This window comes from Bradyrhizobium diazoefficiens USDA 110 (genome assembly GCF_000011365.1).
GTDB lineage: Bacteria > Pseudomonadota > Alphaproteobacteria > Rhizobiales > Xanthobacteraceae > Bradyrhizobium > Bradyrhizobium diazoefficiens.
The window spans coordinates 312,975-332,489 of record NC_004463.1 but is presented as its reverse complement, the minus strand read 5'-3'; the positions used below and the strand labels follow the sequence as shown (position 1 = coordinate 332,489).

Here is a 19,515-nt window from a genome sequence, read left to right as displayed (position 1 = left end):
CTCGTCAGTTGGTCCGGGCGCTGGGGCGTTCATGCCCGGTTTGATCGACGGCGGCGCTGTCGCTGCCGAGCACGTAGCCGCTCGGAACGTCCGCAAACGTGACGACCTTGCCGCCATTGGCGGCGGTGAAGGCGTCCGCCGCGGCACGATTGCCGAAAGGCACAGCCTCGGCGGCCCCCATTCCGCCCTGCTTGCGGCTCTCGATGACGAAGAACGCCTTTTTGGCGTCGATCCAGTTGGTCGCTCCCGGCTCCTCCCAACTGGGCGCGCGCGCCATGTCGGACACGTAGATCGCGCGGATGTCACGGGGCTGATCCGGCATCAGAGTGAAGGCCACGGTGTCGCGCACCGAGGTGAACCAGTACGGGTCGATGCGGCTCGCCGTGATGATCTGCCCTTTGGGGCCAGGGTGTTCGAGCACGTTCATGCCGCAGAAGACCCCCATTGCATCGCTGTTGAGCGCCGCGGGCGGCGGCATGACGGCATCGCTTCCGTCCCGATTGCAGCCGGCGAGGACCAGCGCGACGATCATGCACAGAATCCGCAGGATCATAGCTCCCTCCGAGCGAAGAAGGCGGCCGCAAGCCCGAGCGGCGCGACGACCCAGGCGGTCAGTCCCGTCAACAGCGCGCCGACGCTGGTCGTCGCGGTGCCGGCGAGCCCTGCCATCCCGGAAAACTGGCTGACGTTAAAGCCGGTCAGGTTCGTCATCCGGTACAGGTCCGTCGGATTGAGGAACAGCAGCGCTTCGAGAACGGGTGCGGAGACGATGTTCCCCTGATCGACGACCAGCACGCCGAGCAGTGCCATGTCGAATACCAGCACCATCAGCAGCCAGACTCCCACCGAGATGCCGGCGGCGGTGCCGCGGTCCCGGACCAGGCTGCTGATCAGATAACCGACCGCGACAAAGACCGCCCCGAGCATGACCGAGGTTCCGAGCATCGAGGCGAAGGCATACCAGCTCGCGGCGAGCACCGAGGCGCCGGTCGTCGCGAGGGCAGCGGCCGCGGCGCCGTAGCCGATCACTGTCGCGAAGGCGAGGATCAGGACGTGGCCGCAGAATTTGCCGAGGATCACCTGGCCTCGGCCCACCGGATAACTCAGGAGCAGCGTCATGGTGCCGCGTTCCATCTCGCCGACCACGGCGTCGTGCGAGATCAAGAGGGCGATCAGCGGAAGCAGGAAGATCGTCAGGCTCGACAGGCTGACGACGACGACGTCGAGCGCCCCCGCGCCGACATTGCCGGTGGGTGCGCTTCCCAGGAACGTCAGCGACAAGGCCAGCGCGGCCAAAAGGAGCGTGGTTGCCAGGACCCAGCGGTTCCGTAACCCTTCCTGGATCTCCTTGGCGGCTATGATGACGATCGTTCTCACGCAGCACTCTCCTGCGAATTTAGGAAATGCGCATAGAGCTCATCGAGGGTCGGCGCCGCGATCTCGATGTTGATGACGCCGGGATCACTGGCCGCAGCGCGCAGCACGTCCATTTTGCGCGCCTCGTCGGGCACCAGCAGCATGCGTCCGCGCGGGGTCGCAACACTTGCGCCGTTCACCCACGCCGCGGGAACGCCGGCGCCGGGCGCAAAGTCGACCGAAACCCGGATCGGGAGTTGCGAGATCGAGCGCAGTTCCGACAGGGTGCCCTGCGCGGCGAGGAGCCCGCGGTTCATGATGAGGACATGCTCGGCGCGATCCTCGAGTTCGTTCAGCGCGTGGGACGAGATCAGCACAGTGGCGCCGTCGTCGCGGAGTTCGTTCAGGATCTCATAGAAGGTCTGCCGTAGCGCGGGATCCAGTCCCGTCGTCGGCTCGTCGAGCAGGAGCACCCGGGGCCGGCCGAGCAGCGCCTGCGCCAATCCGAGGCGCTGGCGCATGCCCTTCGAATAGGTCCCGACCCGGCGGTCGGCCGCATCGGTCAGTCCGACGCGATCGAGAAAGGCCCACGCTTTCGACGGTTTGACGTGTTTCAGCCGCGCGTAAAATGTCAGCGTCTCTCGCCCGGTGAGTGCTGCGTTGAAGGCAACGTTTTCCGGAAGATATCCAAGCTGCCGTCGTGCCGAAAATTCACCGGCGGCCGGATCCTCGTCGAGGACGCGGATGGAGCCCTGATCCGGACGGATCAATCCCAGCATCAGCTTGATCAGTGTGGTCTTGCCGGCGCCGTTGTGGCCGACCAGTGCGCTGAGCCGTCCCGGGGCGAGATCGAACGAGACGTCGCGCAGTGCGCGCACCGTGCGGTAGTTCTTCACGACACCAGTCACGGAAACGGTAGCGCTCATCTTCCGCCCTCCTTGCCCGACGGCCGCGGCGGTGGAGCGATCAAGGGGTGGCTGTCGATGACGCCGCCCGGGTAGAGCGCCGGAAACTGAGCCTGGGCCCACCGTAGCACTTGCACCGCAGGGCTGTTGATCAGCACCTTGGCGGAGGGTGCCGTCCACAGCACCCGATCGACGAGATCGTTGGGTCGGTAGGCGGTGTCGGCGATGCCGTCACCGTCGAGATCGAAGGCGGGATTGTCGCTCCAATAATTGCCGCGGCCGCCCTTGGACCAGTCGAGGTTGCGCGTACCGACATATTTGACCTGGTTCCGATTGCCGACGAAGGCGTTTCCGGTGATCTCGTTGCCTTCGGATCCGGCCGTGAAATGAACGCCGATGGCGCAGCGTTCGAACCAGTTGTTCCGGAACCGGTTGTGGTTCGTGTTGTAGATGAACACGCACTTCTCCGGGCCGCTTCGTAAGCTCTGCTCGCGCTTCGTGTCCGGGATCATGCCTCGCTCGTCGTCCGGCCCCTCTTCGCTCCCGGCGGACACCGTATCCAATAGTCCGCCCGTCACCCTGTTTCCGTCGATCTCGGCGTAGTTGGCGTAGTTGAACAGGAGGCCGTGATCGCGATCGCGATCGGAGATGTTGTCGCGGATGATCAGCCGGTTCGAGTACATGATGGCGTAGCCGACATGATTTCCGATCGAGACGTTGCCGCTGACCTCGCTGTCGTTGGTGTACATGTAGTGGACCGCGAAGCGGACCTGTTCGAAGCGGTTGCCGACGAAGCGGTCCTTGCGGCTGGAAATGGTAAAGATACCGTCGCGGCCATAGCGGAAGGTGTTGTCCGCAATGGTGACTTCGGGAGCGTTCCAGAGCGAGACGCCGTTGCCGGCCTCGCTGAGGCGATGGCCGCGAAGCCCTTCGATCAAGTTGTTGGCCACCCGCGATCCGGTCGCTCCGTGCACGTAGACGCCGAACAGGTTTCCCACCAGGCGGTTGTTCTCGATGGTCGCGCGTTCGGCGGTCTTCTGGAGAAAGACCCCGGAATTCATCGCCTGCAGGTCGCGCCCCGACCCCCGGATGGTCACGCCGCGGACCGTTACATCGGGCGCGGTCACCGTGACGACGTTGCCGGAGCCCCCGCCGTCCAGCACGGCGCCGGGACGTCCGGTCAGGGCAAGAGGGCGATCGATGCGGATCGAGCCGTTGTAGTCCCCTGGAGCGAGTTCGACGACGTCACCGTCGCGGGCACGATCCAGCAACGCCTGCAGCGGTTGCCCCGGCACAGCAGTCAGCGTCTCCGCGCTGGCGAAGCCGGACAATCCGGCGGCGACGAGCGCCGCCGGAAGCATGCGTGACGGAAGACGCACGGTGTCGCTCCCGATCAGACCGATTTCGGCTCGACGAACATGCGGCCCTTCATCTCCATGTGCATGGCGTGGCAGAACCAGGAGCAGTAGTACCAGTAGACGCCCGCCTTGTCGGCGCTGAACGACACCGACGCGGTCGCCATCGGCGCGACCTCCATCTGGATACCGTAGTTCACGATGCAGAAGCCGTGCGTCAGGTCTTCGACCGCATCGATGTTGGTGATGTAGACGGTGACCTGATCGCCCTGCTTGACCTGGAACTGCTCGAGCCCGAACGCCGGAGCGGTCGAGGTCATATAGACCCGCACCTTGTTGCCGTCGCGGATGATCTTGGAATCCGCCTCCAGGTTGATCCCGTCGGCCTTGGCTTGCTTGACCGCATCGGCAAACATCGGATCGGCGCGGTCCCAGATCGAGATCGGGTTGATCTTGGAACGGTGCACGATGGTGGCGTCATGCGGCTCGGCGAAGCTAGGACCGTCATGGACCAGTTTCATCTGGTCGCCCGAGATGTCGATCAACTGATCGTTCTCCGGCTTCAGCGGGCCGACGTTGAGAAAGCGGTCCTTCGAAAACTTGTTCAGCGAGATCAGCCATTTTCCGTCGGCCTCCTTGGTCTGACCCATCGAGGAGTGATTGTGGCCAGGCTGATAGTGGACGTCGAGCTTCTGGATGATGGGATCGACCTTCTCGCCCTTAAAGGCTCGTTTGGCGAGATCGATGTTCCATTTGACGACCTGGCTGTCGAGGAACAACGTCGTGTAGGCGTTGCCCTTGCCGTCGTAGGCCGTATGCAGCGGCCCGAGGCCGAGTTCGGGCTCGGCGACCACGACGTCGCGCGGTTTGATCTTGTCGTCGAACAGTTGGTCGAACAGCCGAACGTCCATCACCGTCACCGTCGGCGACAGCTTGCCTGCCGCGACGATGTGGATGCCGTCGGGCGCGGTATTCATGCCATGCGGATTGTTCGACACCGGAACGTAGCGCGTGTAGGGCGAGCCCTTGCGACCGTCGATCACGGGCACGCCGTTCATTTCCTTGAAATCACCCTTCTTCACTGCCTCCTCGATCCGCTTGAGGTTGAAGATGACGACCCAGTCCTGCTCGTTGGCGGTCATCTCGGCCAGAGTGACGCCTTCTTCGGCGTTGTAACAGGTCGAGAAGCAGTATTTGCCTTGGTAGTCGGAATCGACGTTGTCGAGATTGCCGCTAACCATCACCTGCCAGGCCACTTTCATGGTATCGCCGTCGAGCGCCGTGAAGATGGAGTGATATTCCTTCGGGTTGTCGAGAACCTTGCCGTCGTTCGGCAGCGGAACGCCGTCTTCCCCGTTGCAGAACACATATCCGGTTCGTGGATACTTCTGCAGCCGAAGGCCGTGGACGGTGTGCTGATTCGGCAGTTCGATAATCTTGTCGCACTTCATGACGTCGAGCCGCACCCGCGCTACGCGGCTGTTGGCCTTGTCGTTCATGAAGGCGTAGCGGCCGTCGTAGGTGCCGTCCGTGAAGGAGACGTGCGGATGGTGGAGGTCGCCGTTCATGAACGTGCCGCCACGGTTCTTGAGGAATTCGCGGGTCGCCGGCTGCATCCCTTCTGTCAAAACCTTCAGGCTTTCGTTGGTCTGGCCCCAGCCGGTCGCGCTGCAGCGGTTGAAGACCGGAACGCGCATCAGTTCGCGCATCGAGGGGAGCCCGATGATCCGCATCTCGCCGGATTGGCCACTCGAAAAGAAGACGTAATATTCGTCGAGCTCGCCCGGCGCGACTTCGGTCTTCTGCACGGCCGGACGCGCCGGCGGTGCCTTGGGTGCGGCAGATTTGGTCTGCGCGTCGGCGGTCGAGACGAAGCCCGCGCCGTCCTTTGTTACCACCGCCCCGCCGGCAAGTCCCACGCCCGCAGCGGCCGCCGTGGTCCCCAGCAGCGTTCGCCGGCTGACGCCCTTGATGTTGTCGCTGTCGCTCATGATTGCCTCCTCGGCTTTCGGTTCAGGTTGCAGGTTGCAGATGGCGTGATGGCGTCGACTGGCGACGCGCCGACGGGTTTTCCCCCGGCTGTGATGATTGTGTTCGGACCTTTGCCGCCTGATCGCATCGAAGGCGACGACATGGCCATCCGCTTCTCGCGCTTCAGCCGCACCTGGATCATGTGCGGGCAGCGGTGGTCATCGAAATAGAGTTCCTGGCAGTGCATGCAGTAGATGCACTCGTTGACGTTGATGTGACCTTCCGGATGGATCGCTTGCACGGGGCATTCATTGGCGCAGCGCTGGCAGGGCGAGCCGCATTCCGGCCAGCGTCGCAGCCATTCGAACATCCGGATGCGGCCGGGAATCGCCAGCGCCGCGCCGAGCGGGCACATGTAGCGGCAGAAGAAGCGCTCGACGAACAACCCCGCCGCGAGGAGGGTCAGGGCGTAGACGACGAACGGCCATTCCCGCGCGAACTTCAGGACGATCGAAGTCTTGAACGGTTCGACCTCGGCGAGCTGCTCGGCGAAGGCGGTCGAGTAGAGCGACATGCCGAACAGGCCGAGGAAGATGATGTACTTGATCGGCCACAGCCGTTCGTGAAGGCCCCAGGGAACGCGGTACTGCGGGACCTTGAGCGCCTTGGCGGCGTTGTTGAGCAATTCCTGCAGGGCGCCGAACGGGCAGAGCCAACCGCAGAACGGTCCGCGCCCCCAGAAGAGAAGTCCCGCCGCGATGGAGGCCCAGAGAAGGAAAATCAGCGGCGCGGAGAGGAAATACTCCCAACTGAACCCGGTCAGCAGGGAGTTCGTGAAGGTCAGGACGTTGACCACTGAAAGCTGAGCGTTCGCATACCATCCCAGCCAGACGAGAATGAACAGCAGATAGAAGCGGCGGACCCACGTGTACACCGCCGGACGACGGACCAGAAAATTCTGGAAGAAGAAGATCAACGTCAGCGCGCCGAGCGCCAGCATCGCTGTGCCGATCTTGAGGGCGTCCGCGCGCCATATCCGCATCCACAACGGATCCTCGTCGGTCGTCGGCACGCGGGCTTCGGGGGCGGCGGCCGGCGACGACTTTGCGGTCGGCGCCGCTGCCGCTGCGGCCGGCCGAACCGGCGCTTCGCGCTTGAGATAGGTTTCGGGAAGTGTGTATCCAAGATCGAAGGTGACCCAGGCCTTGTCCCGTGCGCCGACGACGCGCTGCACCAGGAGCTGCAGCGCCCACGGCTCGGTCGCATCGAACGCGAAGTCGGCCGGCACGATGAACAGCGCTATTTCGGGAAAATCCGGCGCGCCGTCGGCCGCCAGGCTACCCAGTCGGGTATGGTCCCGATCGCGGAAACGGATGCTGTTGGTTTCCTGGATCAGCTCGATCCGGTCGAAGATTCCACCCCGAACGTAGGCGGCCCCTTTGAAGGAATAACGGCCGGCACCGGCGACGACGAGCGCCTGCTGGCCTGGCTTCAACCTGCCGGCCAGCCGGCCGTAGCTCTCGTCGCCCAGCAGGCTGCGGCCGATGGTCGGCACCGCGACGTCCGCGACATAGAGATCGATGAAGCTGTCGTCCGGAGCGCCTTCCTCCGGGCGCGCTGCGGCGACCGCATTGCCCGATTTCTCGAAGGCCTGGTTGATATCGGCGACGGAGAGGGTTAGCCGCCGGACCGAGCCGTCGCCGACCAGGGTCTGCCAATCGCGGACTTCGCTCTTGGCCGCGTCGATGGCCTTCGCGGCTCGCGGCCCGGCCGCCGCAACCGGACTGCCCTGAGCGCCGAGGCGGCCGCTCCGGATCAGCTTGGTGGCGGATCGAACGATGCTGTCGCCGATCACCAGAACGGTTACGGTTGCGCCGCTGACGATGTCGACTTGGGGCGCCGGCGCAGCCCCGCGGGCGACGCTCCCCAGGTCGGCGCCGATCAGCTTGTTGACGGCCTCCAGAATGCGCTTTTCGGGGATGCCCACCAGCACGATGGGCTCCTTGTGCTCGACCAGCTTGAGGCCGGTCAGCACACCTTTCGGATCGATGCCGACGAGCATCTGGATCGGTTTTCCGGAATAGCCGACCGCATTGGCGAAATCGGAATTCAGGTACACGAAGCCCTGCAATTGATCGCCGCGATAGGCCGGTATGATAGGCGGCTCGCCCTGCGGGGGACCGAAACGGTCGGCGCCCGCGAAGAAGTCGGCAGGGGCAATCTTCGACAGGTAACCGTTCAGGTCGGCAGCGGACGCGGTGTTGAAGGACGAGAGCACGCAAAGGAACGCCAACGCGAAGAGTGCGCGCGCCGCTTGGGTTAGAAAATCCGGAACAACATGCGTTCTTTGGAGCATGGGACCTCGAACGTGAACGCCGCGACCGACCGGGCCGCGCGCTCCTATTTCTTCCGAAGTCGCCGTTGACGCAGGAACTTGATCGGATAGATGCTACGCTGTCAACCGAAAGAGTGTTTGCGCTGGATCAAGCTCGCCAATTGTTCCGTGAGGATCTCGTCATGCCGTTGCTACGAACTTCGCTGCTGATGAGCGAGCCGGCCGGAACGCTCGAGTCGCTCGACGAGTTGTTCGCTCTCGCCAACGCCATGGAAGAGGAGGCTGCGAAAAGATACTCCGCGTTGGCGGAGGAGATGCGACGGCAGAACAAGGATGCCCTGGCCGAGGTCTTCGCTAACCTCGCCGCCGCTGAGCGCGAACATGTCGACAGCGTCGCAAGATGGTCACAATCGCGCCGCGGCAAGGCGCCGGATCCGGCACTGGTTCGATGGGAGGCGCCCGAAACCTTCGACGCCGAGACGGCAAGGGAGATCGAAACCTCCCGGCTGACGACCCCCTACCGCGCTTTGGCCATGGCGGTTCGCAACGAGGAACGCGCCTTCGCATTCTGGTCCTACGTCGCCGCCTATTCCCGGGATTTGGAGATCAAGCAGGCCGCCGAAGCCATGGCGCGTGAGGAACTCGGACATATCTCGACACTGAGGAAGGAACGGCGTCGCGCCTACCATAAGGAGCATGAGCAAACCGAACGGAGGGGGCGCGACGATTCGGCCGTGATGCAGATCGATGCGCGCGCACTGGAGCTCCGTCTCGCAGCGCAGCTTGCCGACTTGGAACGCGGTCTCGCCGGGGCTGCAGCGGTCCGCACACGGGAGCTTGTTGAAGAGACGATGCAGATGTCCGAGAAAGCCGAGGGCATCGGGAAATTCCCGGTGTCACTCGAACAGCGCGACGCGGAGACGATCTCGGAAGCGCTGGCCGACGGCTACCTGGAGAGCGCCGAAAGCGCCGGCGATCAAACCCAGGTCGTGCTGCTACAAGAATTGGCGGAAGGGGCCATCGCTCGCTTAGCGTGGTTGCGCTCGTTGACGGTGGCGTGAAGGTTGAATGCGACGTCGTTCGTCTCCGTGCCCGGTCCTGGCCGTACGCCATCGGTTTCCTGGTCGCGCGAAGTCGATCCGACAGGCCCACGAATCCGGCTACGCGTTATGGCAGGCAATTGCTCTACCGTCCGCGCCGGCAGACCGAAGCTCGGGAACGTCGACCAGGCAGCGATGGCTGGCTATCGGGCAACGTGGGGCGTAGGCGCAGCCGCTTGGCCGCTTGAAGAGGCTTGGCGGTTCACCCGTTTCGATCGCGCCGAGAATCCGCTTGGATGGGTCCGGCTTCGGAATTGCCGCCACCAGCGAACGTGTATAGGGATGGCGCGGATCGTCCAAAACCGTCCGCGTTGCGGCCTGCTCCACGATCCGCCCCATATACATCACCGCAACGCGATTGCTGATTTGTCCGATGACGCCGAGGTCGTGGGAGATGAACAGCATCGACAGTCTCAGCTGCTCACGCAGATCCATCATCAGATTGAGCACCTGGGCCTGCACGGACACGTCGAGGGCCGAGACCGGCTCGTCGGCGATCACGATGGACGGTGAGGGAAGGATTGTTCGTGCGATGCCGGCCCGTTGCCGCTGCCCGCCGCTCAGTTCGTACGGATAGCGCGCGGCGAAAGACGGATCCAGGCCGACCGCCGTCAGCGTGGTGGCGATCGCCGCGCTGCGCTCGGCGCGACTGGTGAAGAAACCATTGATATCGCCAGCCTCCGCGACCGAGTCTCCGATCGACCGCCGCGGGTTGAGCGATGCATAGGGATCCTGGAAGACCATCCGGATGTTCAGGCGCATGTTGCGAAGGCTGGCGCCCGTCATGTCCGTTCCCTTGAAGCTGATGGTGCCGCTGTCGGGCCGGGCCAGCCCCACGATGGACCGGCCCAGCGTGGTCTTGCCACAGCCTGACTCGCCGACGATCCCAAGCACCTCACCCTCTGCCAGCGACAGCGACACACCATCCACCGCCCGCACCTGATATTTTCGGCCGGCGCGCCTGACGCTGAAGGAGACTCTCAGATCCCGAATGTCGAGGACGGCGTTTCCGTTCATCGCGATTCCCCGCCGTCCAGGGGGAAGGCGCAGAGCACCTCGTGTCCTCGAGAAACCTCCGCGCGCGGCGGGGCCGCCGTGCGGCACGACTCGCGCACTGCTGCGCACCGCGAGGCAAAGACGCAGCCGGCACCGACTGTGCCGGGCGCCGGCGGCTGGCCCGCTATGGTTGGCAGGCGGCGCGCGCCGGAATTCCGCGACGGCATGCAGTCCATCAGTCCGCGCGTGTAGTGGTGGCGCGGTCTGCCGAACAACGCTTCGACGCCCGCGGTCTCCACGATCCGGCCCGCATACATGACCGACACACGATCGGCGAGCTGCGCGATCACCCCCATGTCGTGGGTGATGAACAACATCGCCATGTCGAGGCGGTTGCAGAGCTCGCGCAGCAGCCCGAGAACCTGCACCTGGATGGTGACATCCAGTGCCGTGGTCGGTTCATCCGCGATCAGAACCTGAGGCCGGCAGGCGAGCGCGATCGCGATCATGACCCGCTGGCGCTGGCCGCCGGACAATTGATGCGGATACGCCGAGAGCTGCATTGCGGGATCTGGCATGCGCACCAGCTCGAGCAGCTCGCGCGCCCGGGCGATCGCCGGGGGACCGGAAGATCGATCATGCACGCGCACGGCTTCGGCGATCTGATCGCCGATCCGACGAACCGGGTTAAGCGAGGTCATCGGCTCCTGAAAGATCATTGCCATCCGGCCGTGGCCCGCTTCGACGCGCTGCCAGGGCTGCAGCTGCGTCACGTCGCAGCCTTCCAGCAGGACCCGGCCGGCCCGGATCCGCGGGCCGGGCTGCGGCAGCAATCCCATCACCGCGAGCGAGGTCATGCTCTTGCCGCAGCCGGATTCGCCGACGAGGCCGAGGATTTCGCCCTTGCCAAGTTCGAAGGACACGCCGGCGACGATGTCGACCGGTGTGGTCTCCGAGCCCAATGACACCGTAAGGTCGCGAACGGACAGCACGATCTAGCCCTTCTCGCTAAAGACCTGACGGAACCGGGGATCGAGACGATCGCGCAGTGCATCGCCGACCAGGTTGAGCGAAAATGCAGTCGCCACGATCATCATGCCCGGAAAGAACAGCAGCCACGGGGCTCGGGTGATGAAGGTGCGCGATTCCGCCAGCATGTTGCCCCAGCTCGGAATCTCCGGCGGAGCGCCCAGGCCCAGGAAATCGAGCGATGCCGCGCCAAGCTGCGCGAACGCGAAGACGAAGCTGGCCTGCACAAGAAGCGGAGAGATCAGGTTCGGCAGGATGTGCTTGCCGATGAGCCATGCCGTTCCGGCGCCCATGCTGCGGGATGCCTCGACATAGGTCTCCACGCGCAAGCGCAGCGTCAGACCGTAAACGATGCGCGTCGTCGTCGTCATGTAGCCGAGCCCGATCGCCAGAATGGCATTGGCCACGCTCGGGCCGAGGACGACGATCAGACCGAGTGCGAGCAGCAGGCTCGGGAATGCCATGAGCACATCGATCATGCGCATCAACAGGTGACCGAGCCGGGGAAACAGGGCGGACAGCACGCCGACCGGCACGCCTGTCGCAAGCGCGAACACGACCACGCCCGAACCGATCAGGAGCGCCATGCGCGCCGAGTGGATGACGCGTGACAAGGTGTCCCGGCCAAATTGGTCGGTACCGAACCAATGAAGCGCGTTCGGAGGTGTCAGTCGGATCGACGGGTCGATGGCGTAGGGATCGTAAGGTGCGAGCCAGGGCGCGAAAGTCGCGGCAAGCACGGTCCCCAGGAGGAGGCCGAGCCCCACCAGTGCGATCGGGCGCGCGATGAATGGCTTCAACCAAAGGGTCGCACCGTCGCGGCTCATTGGAGTTCGACCCGCGGATCGAGCAGGCGATAACTCAGATCGACGATCAGGTTGATCAGGAGATACACGACGACGATGACCAGAATGACGCCCTGGATCACCGGATAGTCCCGGCGGAGGATCGACTGTACGACGAGGCGGCCGATACCCGGCAGGGCAAACACCGTTTCGGTCACCACCGCTTCGGACAGCAGCGCCGCGAAGGTGAAGCCGAATGCCGAGACCACCGCCAGGAGCGCGTTGCGCAGGATGTGCCGAACCACGACCTGCCAGGGCCGGATGCCCTTTGCACGCGCCGTGCGCACGTAATCCTCGCGGGCGACGTCGAGCATGCTGGCGCGCGTCAGCCGCAGAATCAGCGCGGCATTCGGCGCTGCAAGCGCCAGGCTCGGGAGGACGAGATAGCGGAGATTGACGAGCCCGCCTTCGAAGATCGATGGATAACCGGAGCTCGGAAACCAGCCAAGCCACGCGGCAAAGATCAGGATCAAATAGAGCCCGACCCAGAACGTGGGAATCGAGGCCATCAGCATCGCCGCGCCGGATAGCCCCTGGTCGAGCCAGGTGCCGTGCCGAACCGCCGCGATCATGCCGATCGGCACGCCGATGAGCGTAACCCAGATCATCGTCATGGTGGCGAGCAAGGCGCTGGTCTCGGCACCGTCGGCAATCACCGACAGCACCGGCGCCTGGAAGAAGATCGACCGTCCGAGGTTGCCCTCGAGCACATGGCCGGTCCAGGTCAGATATTGCAGGATGATCGGTTGATCGAGACCGAGCTGGTGTCGCAGAGCGTCGATCTGATCGGGGGTCGCGGTGTCACCGAGCAGGACGTAGATGGGATCGCCCGGAACGATATGGATGAAGGCAAAGATGATAACGGACGCCGCCAGAAGCGTCACCGCCGTCGTTCCCGCGCGCTTGAGTGCGTAAGACCACATGTGATTGTGCGGCTGATCAGCGGCGATGATGCGCGCCGGTGACGGCGCTCGACATTCCCAGCGGTCTCATTGCCCGTCCTTACTTCGTGGACACATTCCAGAACACGGGACCGTTCGGGTTCAGTCCCTTCAACTTGGGAGAAGCGATGTCATAGGTGTAGGCATCGCCTACTTTCATGACCGGCACCTGATCGTAGATCAGCGATTGGATCTTGTCCCATGTCGACTTGCGTGCGGTCGGATCGGTCGATTTGATCAGCTCGGCCCGAAGCGAACTGATCTCGGGACTGTCCCACCACCCGGGATAACTCGCATTCAGGAACGTGAGGAGCAGCGGATCGGGCGAGAACGAATGGTGGGTGACAAAGATGTCCCACTGTTCCGGCTGGCCTCGCATCTTCAGAAGCGTCGCCCAATCGACGACCATCATCTGAACATTGATCCCGGCGTCGGCCAGTTGGCGAGTGAAGACGGAGGCTTCGTCGTAGTGCGCCTGATAGTTTGTCGAGACCAGAAGGCGGATCGGAGTCCCCGTGTAGTCCGCCTCCTTGGCGAGCTCCTTGGCCTTCTTTGGATCGTGCGGGCTGTAGCCGGAAACGCCTTCCGCCGAGTACCAGGGCGTGCCCTTGGGAAAGATCGATCCCTCGGCGTTCCACAGATCCTTGGAGCCGAAGGCGACGCGCAGGGCCTGCGACTTGTCCAGCGCGGTCTGGATGGCGCGGCGGAGCTTGTAGTTGTCCTTCAGGATTCCCTGCTTCGAGTTCATGAAGAAAAGGCCGAAGATCGACGCGTTCGTACGCTGCACCTGGACCGATTGGTCCTTGCTCAGGGACTCGTACAGATCGCCAGAGATCATTTCCGCATAGTCGTAGTCGCCGGCTTGCACGCCGCTCACGCGGGTGCCGACGTCCGGGACCGGAATGAACCGGATCTTGTCGAAGATGGCGATGCGGGCGCCGGCGAACCCGTCGCCCTTTTCCTTCACCGGCTTGTAGCCATCGAATTTCTCCACCTCGACATAGCGGTTCGGCCGCCACTCCACGAACTTGTAAGGCCCGGTGCCGATATAGTCCTTCTGCTCGATCGGCCGGTTGCCGGCATTGGCGGCGATTTCTTCCGGATAGATCGCAAGGCCACCATTGACGTCCGCAATGAGATTCTTCCAGGCGCCGTTCGGCGCGGACAATTTCAGCGTGACTTCGTACTTTCCCGTCGCTTCGACCGACGTGGCTGCGGCCATCAGGAGCTTGCCGCGCGCACCGAAGTTGCCCCACCGCGTCAGCGAGGCGGCCACGTCCCTGGCGGTCATCTCCTTGCCGTTGTGGAAGGGAACGCCTTCGCGGAGCTTGATGACGATGGTCTTGCCGCCGTCTTCCTCGCGATCGCTCTCGGCCAGCATCGGGCGCGGCGTATAGGCCGAGTCCAGCGCATACAGTGTTTCGAAGATGTGGCGGCCGATGACCGATGCGACGTCGGCAGTCGTCAGCATGACGTCAAGTGGCGGCGGTTCGCCGATGGTGGCTTCGCGAAGCAGGGTGGCCGCGCTGGCCTGTGCATTGAGAAACAATGCGGTGGCGATCCCAACGGCGCCGCGCATCAAGACACTGAGGTCGCATCTCATGATCGCCCCTCCCACCTTGTTTCAGCCGCCTGCCTTCACCTGCAGGGGATGCGCCCTCAGGCGTTGACCCGGCGGCGCGTTATCGTTTGTTTGAAAGTTACATACAGAATATGCTAAGTTTCAAGTAGAAAATTGCGGTAGACTGCCGATCTGTCGATACGTGGATTGATCGAGGCTGAAGGTTTCTTACGACGATCTCCTGGTCAAGGGCGCAGGTTAATCCGACTTGAGGAAGGGCGCGCATGCCGCGTGCGAAGCGAATTCACCCGGCGAAAGCCGCGGGGACGGCAGTCTCGACCCCGTCGCGTCGCGACGCGTTCGTGGCCGGCGACATCATCTCTGTCATCAGACAGAGTGCTCCGAGTCTCAGCCCCTCGGAGCAGCGTGTTGCCATGGCGCTGCTGGCCGACGTCGAGTTTGCCATTCACGCGAGCAATGCGGAGCTGGCTCGCAGCGCGCGTGTCAGTGAGCCGACAGTGACCAGGTTCAGTCGCTCCGTCGGCTGTCGCGGCGTCCGTGACCTCAAGGTGAGGCTGGCTCAAGCCATGGCGGTTGGGCGGATTTACGTTGAGCTGCCCCCGCATGTCGGCACGGATCTGGCGCGCCCCGCTCTCTGGCGGTCGGTGTTCCAGGAAATTCGTCGCGCAATCGCTGCTGCCGAAGAGGGACTACGGAAGGAGGACATCGAGAGGGCTGCCGAAGCCATCTCGCGCTGTTCGAAACTTGCAGCCTTCGGCGTGGGCGGCGGCTCGACCCTTGCGGCGATGGAGGTCCAGAATCGCTTCTTTCGTCTCGGGATCGCCGTCTCTCACACCTCCGACCCGAGCTTGATGCGCATGATCGCGGCGACCCTTGGCGAGGAGGATGTCGTCGTCGCCATCTCGACCACGGGTGCAGCGAGCGAGGTGATCGAGGCAGCCGGTATCGCCAAGCAATACGGCGCCCTGGTCGTCGCGATTACCAGGCCGCAAAGCAGGCTGGCCTCAATCGCCGATATTGCGCTCGGGGTGCACGTGCCCGAAGCGCCCGATGCGCTCAAGCCGACCGCGTCGCGCTATGCCCTTCTCGCGGCCATCGATCTGCTCGCCGCGTCGACGGCCTATTGCAAGCCGCTCGAAGCCCAGACACGGATGCGACGGATCAAATACGAGTTGCTGAAGGGGACGGACGGAAATTCAAATGGGCCGCTCGGCGACTGAAGCGCGATGCCGGCACATGCCAACTGTTGCGCTGCTGACGCTCTCAGCGCAGGCTCGGGCCCTTGCTCAAACGTGCGCGTCGTAGATTTGGATGTCGGGACGAGCAAATCGGACAATCTGCGCGATCAGAGCGGTCGTCATTTTGGAGCGAGCCGGTAGAACTCAAGCCTGTAACAGTGGGCTCGTGTTGGAACGGCATGGAAAACATTGAGTCTGTTAGTCGTTCGGTAGCCAAGATGCTCTCGAGAGAGCATCTTGGCTTCGCAAGGGTACGACGCGTTTCGTCGCCTTTATCTTTGACGACGACGGCAATACGCCTTGGTCAGTCCGGGCCGATGGCTGTTGAGCGGTTGGGGCTAGCTGCAGCTCAGCGGCAACGGCTGGTTGGGATGCAACTCGTACCAATCATAGCAATCCGGATAGGCGCCGTAGAATCCATATCCGGGCCGGTAGCGGCCGAAGTGGTGAAACGCGTGCTGGCGGAGACCGTCGGCATGACCGCCGAAGCCGAGGTGCTCGCCGCCGAACCGGGCGCCGCCGCCGAAGCCGCCCTCATGCCCCATGCTGCCGAAATGCGCGCCGCCGCCAAAGCCCGCATGTCCACCGCCGAAGCCGCCACCGCCAAAGCCGCCGTGGCCGCCACCTCCACCTCCTCCACCGTGCGCGTCGGCCGCGCCGATGGCGAGCGTCGAGGCGAGCGCTGCTGTTGCCAGAATCATGATGGCTCGTTTCATGGAAAACTCCTCTCGTGTTGAGCTGCCCGGTCATCCCTGAGGCCCGCTGCCGGATCGTGCTGTGCGCGCGAGGCTGCTGGTGACCGGGCGTGTGATGCAGGAGAGGTAGGTGCGCCGCGCGGCAATCCAACTGAATTCCGCGTCAGACATCAGGCGCCGCGCGCGAAGGTGAACGCGCCGCGCGTGGTGGCAACGCACGCAAGAGAGCGGGCTGAATCGAACAGCCCGCTCCCTGTCATTCGATGTGAAGCGCCCGGCGGAGCCATCCGGCCGGCCGCGTTGGTGCAATCAGAAGCTGCCCGTGCCGGCTCGCAAGGCACGTTGTTGCCGGTCCACGGCGCGGTGGCAAAGGCGCCGACGCGCGGTGCCGGAATGCAGGCGCGTTCGCCCGGATAGAATGGCGCGCTCGTCGCGACCGTATCGGCTTCCACCGCGGGCTGCTGCACGACGCGATGGTGCTCGCGCGCCATGACGGGGCCGCCCAGCATGGCGGCTGCGATCAATCCCATCGACAACAGTTTGGACGTGGTCATTCGCTCTCTCCATTGATGACATCAGGCCGAACCAAGCCGGCTCGTCATCGACGTGTGAACGATCAGTCGCGATTCAAACGCACGATTTGCTCACCGCAGTTCAACCGCCCGTGACCCGATGCGGCGTCGCAACCACGATCGTGCGAATGCATAACATCCGTGGCCCCTGAAACTACAGCGCGTGCGTTGACGGCATATGTTCGATCAGCGCAGTTGGCAGCGGAGCCCGGAAGATGATCACGACATTGGCAACACGCATCGCCCTTGCACTGGCGCTGCTCGCGAGGCGCGCGGTCCGCACCATGAATTGCAATTCAATGGTGCCCCATGCGACGCGAGCCTATCCTGTACCGCAGCGAGTGGCCGGCGTCAGGCGGCATCAGGGCCGCGCGTTCGACGCGGGCGGGCATTGAGCATGAGACCGCGTGCCGCTGAACCCTCGCTTCCTCACCGCGCGCCGAAACGGCGTGCGGAACGCGGAACGAGGATCATGAACCGGATTCTCCTGATCGAGGACGACGCCGAGACCGCCGAGGCAATTGTCGCCGAGCTCGCCGATCGCGGGTTCGAGGTGCAATGGGCCGGCGACGGCGTCGACGGTCTCGACCGCGCGCGCACATCGAGCCCTGATGCCATGATCGTCGATCGCATGCTGCCGGGAATGGACGGGCTGGCCGTCATCGAGGCGCTACGCAAGGACCAGGTCAGGACGCCCGTGCTGGTCCTGAGCGCGCTCGGCGCGGTTGACGACCGGGTGCGCGGATTACGCATGGGCGGAGATGATTATCTCACAAAGCCGTTCGCGATCATCGAGCTGGTCGCGCGGATCGAGGCGCTGCTGCGCCGTCCGACCGACAGCCGCGAAACCATCCTGCATGTCGGGCCGCTCGAGATCGACCTGATCGAGCGGACCGCGCGACGCGGCGAGCGCGAGCTCGAACTGTTGCCGCGCGAATTCCGCCTGCTCGAATACATGATGCGCCGGAACGATCAGCTGCTGACGCGCGCGATGCTGCTCGAGGAGGTCTGGAATTACAAGTTCGTCCCGGCGACCACGAACCTGATCGATGTGCATATGGGTCGGCTCCGACACAAGGTCGACGGTCCCGGAGAGGTGCAGCTGATCCACAACGTCCGAGGCTCCGGCTTCGTTCTGCGTTCGCGGCTATAGGGGCGCGAGATGCACCAGAGCCAGCTGATCCGCTCCAGCACGTTCCTCTGGGCCCTGGCCGTGGCGGCCGCCTTCGCGCTGTTCGTGGTCGGCCTGTTCGCGTTCATCTACTGGAAGCTCGACGACTATCTGGTCGCGCGATCCGATCGCATGATCACCACACGGATTCACTTCATCGCAGACCTGCCGCCGGCCCGCCGCATCAGCGCGATCGCGGATCATCTCGGGCAGGATTCCAGGGGCGTGCAATACGCGGGACTGTTCGATGCCGCTGGCACGAGGCTGGCCGGCAACATCGACCATTTGCCGCGCGAGCTGGGGCTTGATGGCGCGGTGCAGGGCGTGCGGCTCGACCTGTTCGAAAAGCCGGCAGCCCACGTTCCGGTCGTCAGGGCGGTCGGCAGACGTCTCGATGGCGGCGATGTCTTGGTGATGGGACGGAACGTCGATGAGACGCGCGAGATATCGAGCGTGGTGGGGCAGGCGCTGGCCCTGGGCTTGCTGCCGGCCTTCAGCCTCTGTCTGCTGGCTGGCGCCTGGCTGAGCATCCGCGCCCAGAGACGCGTGGAGGAGGTGAACCAACGGGTCCAGCGCATCGTGGCCGGCGAGCTGCGCGAGCGGCTCCCGGAGGGCGGAACGGACGATCCATTCGCGCGGCTGGCCGGGATCGTCAACGGCATGCTCGACGAGATGGAGACGATGATCAACGCGCTCGCCGGCGTCGGCAACGACATCGCCCATGATCTCAGGACGCCGCTCACGCGCGTCCGCCTGGCGCTGGAGCGCGGGCGCACGCATGCGGCAACGCTGGAGGACCTCCAGGAGATTACCGACAAGGCGATCGCCGGCATCGACCAGTCGCTCGCGATCGTCACCGCCCTGCTGCGTCTGACCGAGATCGAGAACAATCGCCGCATGGCCGGCTTTGGCGAGGTCGCGCTCGACGAGATCCTGCGGGAAGTGTGCGACGTCTACGAACCCATCGCCGAGGACAAGCGCATCGCCCTCGGTGTCGTCATCGAGCGCAATGTGCAGGTGTGGGGCGACCGGGACCTGCTGTTCGAGGCGGTCGCCAATCTCGTGGACAATGCCGTCAAGTTCACGCCATCGGGCGGACGGGTGGAGCTCGCGCTGGAAGCGGAGGACGGCACGGCGCTCGTGCGCGTCAGCGACACAGGCCCCGGCATCCGCGAGCAGGAGCGAGAGGCGGTGCTGCGGCGGTTCTATCGCTCCGACAAGATGCGCAACACGCCGGGCGTCGGGCTGGGGCTGAGCCTGGTGGCCGCCATCGTCAAGCTGCATGGCTTCCGGCTGATCGTCGGTCCCGCGCCCGGAGGGCGGATCGAGATCCTCGCCTGGACCGGACGGGCGGACAAGGCCGCCACCTGCCGGTCCCGGACATTGCGGCACGCAGACGCCGACCTGATGGGATGAGCCAAATG

General features: G+C 64.2%; 17 protein-coding genes. 4 read left to right on the top strand and 13 right to left on the bottom strand.

What is annotated here, in order from left to right; translation table 11 throughout:
• Positions 1 to 4: 4 nt before the first annotated feature.
• From BJA_RS01595 to BJA_RS01570, 6 genes are read right to left on the bottom strand one after another with little or no spacing between them, the layout of a single operon-like run.
• The gene (locus BJA_RS01595) at positions 5 to 553 is read right to left on the bottom strand and encodes a nitrous oxide reductase accessory protein NosL (RefSeq protein ID WP_011083151.1); all 549 of its coding nucleotides are present in this window, start codon (positions 551 to 553) and stop codon (positions 5 to 7) included.
• Positions 550 to 1,377: an ABC transporter permease subunit gene (locus BJA_RS01590; RefSeq protein ID WP_011083150.1), complete on the bottom strand. Its 828-nt coding sequence runs from the start codon at positions 1,375 to 1,377 to the stop codon at positions 550 to 552. Before BJA_RS01590 ends, BJA_RS01595 begins: the two co-directional genes overlap by 4 nt.
• Positions 1,374 to 2,282: an ABC transporter ATP-binding protein gene (locus BJA_RS01585; RefSeq protein WP_011083149.1), complete on the bottom strand. Its 909-nt coding sequence runs from the start codon at positions 2,280 to 2,282 to the stop codon at positions 1,374 to 1,376. Before BJA_RS01585 ends, BJA_RS01590 begins: the two co-directional genes overlap by 4 nt.
• Positions 2,279 to 3,622 carry a nitrous oxide reductase family maturation protein NosD gene (locus tag BJA_RS01580; protein WP_038966688.1) on the bottom strand — a complete coding sequence of 448 codons (1,344 nt, stop codon included), beginning with the start codon at positions 3,620 to 3,622 and terminating at the stop codon, positions 2,279 to 2,281. Before BJA_RS01580 ends, BJA_RS01585 begins: the two co-directional genes overlap by 4 nt.
• A gap of 32 nt (positions 3,623 to 3,654) precedes the next feature.
• Entirely contained in the window at positions 3,655 to 5,607 is a 1,953-nt protein-coding gene (nosZ, locus tag BJA_RS01575) for a TAT-dependent nitrous-oxide reductase (protein ID WP_011083147.1), read from the bottom strand.
• Positions 5,604 to 7,943 carry a NosR/NirI family protein gene (locus tag BJA_RS01570; protein WP_011083146.1) on the bottom strand — a complete coding sequence of 780 codons (2,340 nt, stop codon included), beginning with the start codon at positions 7,941 to 7,943 and terminating at the stop codon, positions 5,604 to 5,606. The genes nosZ and BJA_RS01570 overlap by 4 nt, the downstream gene beginning before the upstream one ends.
• 161 nt (positions 7,944 to 8,104) lie before the next feature.
• Here BJA_RS01570 and BJA_RS01565 point away from each other — a divergent pair, with 161 nt between their 5' ends.
• Positions 8,105 to 8,983, top strand: a complete 879-nt coding sequence (locus tag BJA_RS01565; protein WP_038966686.1) for a ferritin-like domain-containing protein — start codon at positions 8,105 to 8,107, stop codon at positions 8,981 to 8,983.
• Between the two features lie 99 nt (positions 8,984 to 9,082).
• Here BJA_RS01565 and BJA_RS01560 read toward each other — a convergent pair whose 3' ends face one another.
• The 5 genes from BJA_RS01560 to BJA_RS01540 form a co-directional block, all read right to left on the bottom strand.
• On the bottom strand, positions 9,083 to 10,039 hold the full coding sequence (locus BJA_RS01560; protein ID WP_011083144.1) for an ABC transporter ATP-binding protein: 957 nt from the start codon (positions 10,037 to 10,039) through the stop codon (positions 9,083 to 9,085).
• Positions 10,036 to 11,010, bottom strand: coding sequence for an ABC transporter ATP-binding protein (locus tag BJA_RS01555; protein WP_011083143.1), 975 nt, complete (start codon positions 11,008 to 11,010; stop codon positions 10,036 to 10,038). The genes BJA_RS01560 and BJA_RS01555 overlap by 4 nt, the downstream gene beginning before the upstream one ends.
• A gap of 3 nt (positions 11,011 to 11,013) precedes the next feature.
• Entirely contained in the window at positions 11,014 to 11,847 is an 834-nt protein-coding gene (locus BJA_RS01550) for an ABC transporter permease (protein WP_231166612.1), read from the bottom strand.
• A 23-nt stretch (positions 11,848 to 11,870) separates the two neighbouring features.
• The gene (locus tag BJA_RS01545; RefSeq protein WP_011083141.1) at positions 11,871 to 12,815 is read right to left on the bottom strand and encodes an ABC transporter permease; all 945 of its coding nucleotides are present in this window, start codon (positions 12,813 to 12,815) and stop codon (positions 11,871 to 11,873) included.
• 79 nt (positions 12,816 to 12,894) lie between these two features.
• A complete protein-coding gene (locus tag BJA_RS01540) occupies positions 12,895 to 14,436 on the bottom strand; it encodes an ABC transporter substrate-binding protein (protein WP_038966683.1) in 1,542 nt (513 codons plus the stop codon).
• Between the two features lie 242 nt (positions 14,437 to 14,678).
• Between BJA_RS01540 and BJA_RS01535 the strand changes: the two genes are divergently transcribed.
• Positions 14,679 to 15,635, top strand: a complete 957-nt coding sequence (locus tag BJA_RS01535) for a MurR/RpiR family transcriptional regulator (RefSeq protein ID WP_011083139.1) — start codon at positions 14,679 to 14,681, stop codon at positions 15,633 to 15,635.
• Between the two features lie 356 nt (positions 15,636 to 15,991).
• Here BJA_RS01535 and BJA_RS01530 read toward each other — a convergent pair whose 3' ends face one another.
• Both BJA_RS01530 and BJA_RS42760 read right to left on the bottom strand, forming a co-directional pair.
• Positions 15,992 to 16,369 (bottom strand): hypothetical protein, encoded by a 378-nt coding sequence (locus BJA_RS01530; RefSeq protein WP_011083138.1) that lies wholly within the window; start codon positions 16,367 to 16,369, stop codon positions 15,992 to 15,994.
• Between the two features lie 149 nt (positions 16,370 to 16,518).
• On the bottom strand, positions 16,519 to 16,902 hold the full coding sequence (locus BJA_RS42760) for a hypothetical protein (RefSeq protein WP_011083137.1): 384 nt from the start codon (positions 16,900 to 16,902) through the stop codon (positions 16,519 to 16,521).
• A 490-nt stretch (positions 16,903 to 17,392) separates the two neighbouring features.
• Between BJA_RS42760 and BJA_RS01515 the strand changes: the two genes are divergently transcribed.
• Both BJA_RS01515 and BJA_RS01510 read left to right on the top strand, forming a co-directional pair.
• Positions 17,393 to 18,073: a response regulator transcription factor gene (locus BJA_RS01515; protein ID WP_028175307.1), complete on the top strand. Its 681-nt coding sequence runs from the start codon at positions 17,393 to 17,395 to the stop codon at positions 18,071 to 18,073.
• Positions 18,074 to 18,082: 9 nt separating this feature from the next.
• Positions 18,083 to 19,507, top strand: coding sequence for a HAMP domain-containing histidine kinase (locus BJA_RS01510; RefSeq protein ID WP_011083135.1), 1,425 nt, complete (start codon positions 18,083 to 18,085; stop codon positions 19,505 to 19,507).
• The last annotated feature ends 8 nt before the right edge of the window (positions 19,508 to 19,515 follow it).

Bases quoted from the DNA above. Each gene is read 5' to 3' on its own strand.
- BJA_RS01595 (WP_011083151.1), bottom strand. From the start codon at position 553: ATGATCCTGCGGATTCTGTGCATGATCGTCGCGCTGGTCCTCGCCGGC.
- BJA_RS01585 (WP_011083149.1), bottom strand. From the start codon at position 2,282: ATGAGCGCTACCGTTTCCGTGACTGGTGTCGTGAAGAACTACCGCACG.
- BJA_RS01580 (WP_038966688.1), bottom strand. From the start codon at position 3,622: ATGCTTCCGGCGGCGCTCGTCGCCGCCGGATTGTCCGGCTTCGCCAGC.
- nosZ (WP_011083147.1), bottom strand. From the start codon at position 5,607: ATGAGCGACAGCGACAACATCAAGGGCGTCAGCCGGCGAACGCTGCTG.
- BJA_RS01570 (WP_011083146.1), bottom strand. From the start codon at position 7,943: ATGCTCCAAAGAACGCATGTTGTTCCGGATTTTCTAACCCAAGCGGCG.
- BJA_RS01565 (WP_038966686.1), top strand. From the start codon at position 8,105: ATGCCGTTGCTACGAACTTCGCTGCTGATGAGCGAGCCGGCCGGAACG.
- BJA_RS01560 (WP_011083144.1), bottom strand. From the start codon at position 10,039: ATGAACGGAAACGCCGTCCTCGACATTCGGGATCTGAGAGTCTCCTTC.
- BJA_RS01545 (WP_011083141.1), bottom strand. From the start codon at position 12,815: ATGTGGTCTTACGCACTCAAGCGCGCGGGAACGACGGCGGTGACGCTT.
- BJA_RS01540 (WP_038966683.1), bottom strand. From the start codon at position 14,436: ATGAGATGCGACCTCAGTGTCTTGATGCGCGGCGCCGTTGGGATCGCC.
- BJA_RS01535 (WP_011083139.1), top strand. From the start codon at position 14,679: ATGCCGCGTGCGAAGCGAATTCACCCGGCGAAAGCCGCGGGGACGGCA.
- BJA_RS01530 (WP_011083138.1), bottom strand. From the start codon at position 16,369: ATGAAACGAGCCATCATGATTCTGGCAACAGCAGCGCTCGCCTCGACG.
- BJA_RS42760 (WP_011083137.1), bottom strand. From the start codon at position 16,902: ATGACCACGTCCAAACTGTTGTCGATGGGATTGATCGCAGCCGCCATG.
- BJA_RS01515 (WP_028175307.1), top strand. From the start codon at position 17,393: ATGAACCGGATTCTCCTGATCGAGGACGACGCCGAGACCGCCGAGGCA.
- BJA_RS01510 (WP_011083135.1), top strand. From the start codon at position 18,083: ATGCACCAGAGCCAGCTGATCCGCTCCAGCACGTTCCTCTGGGCCCTG.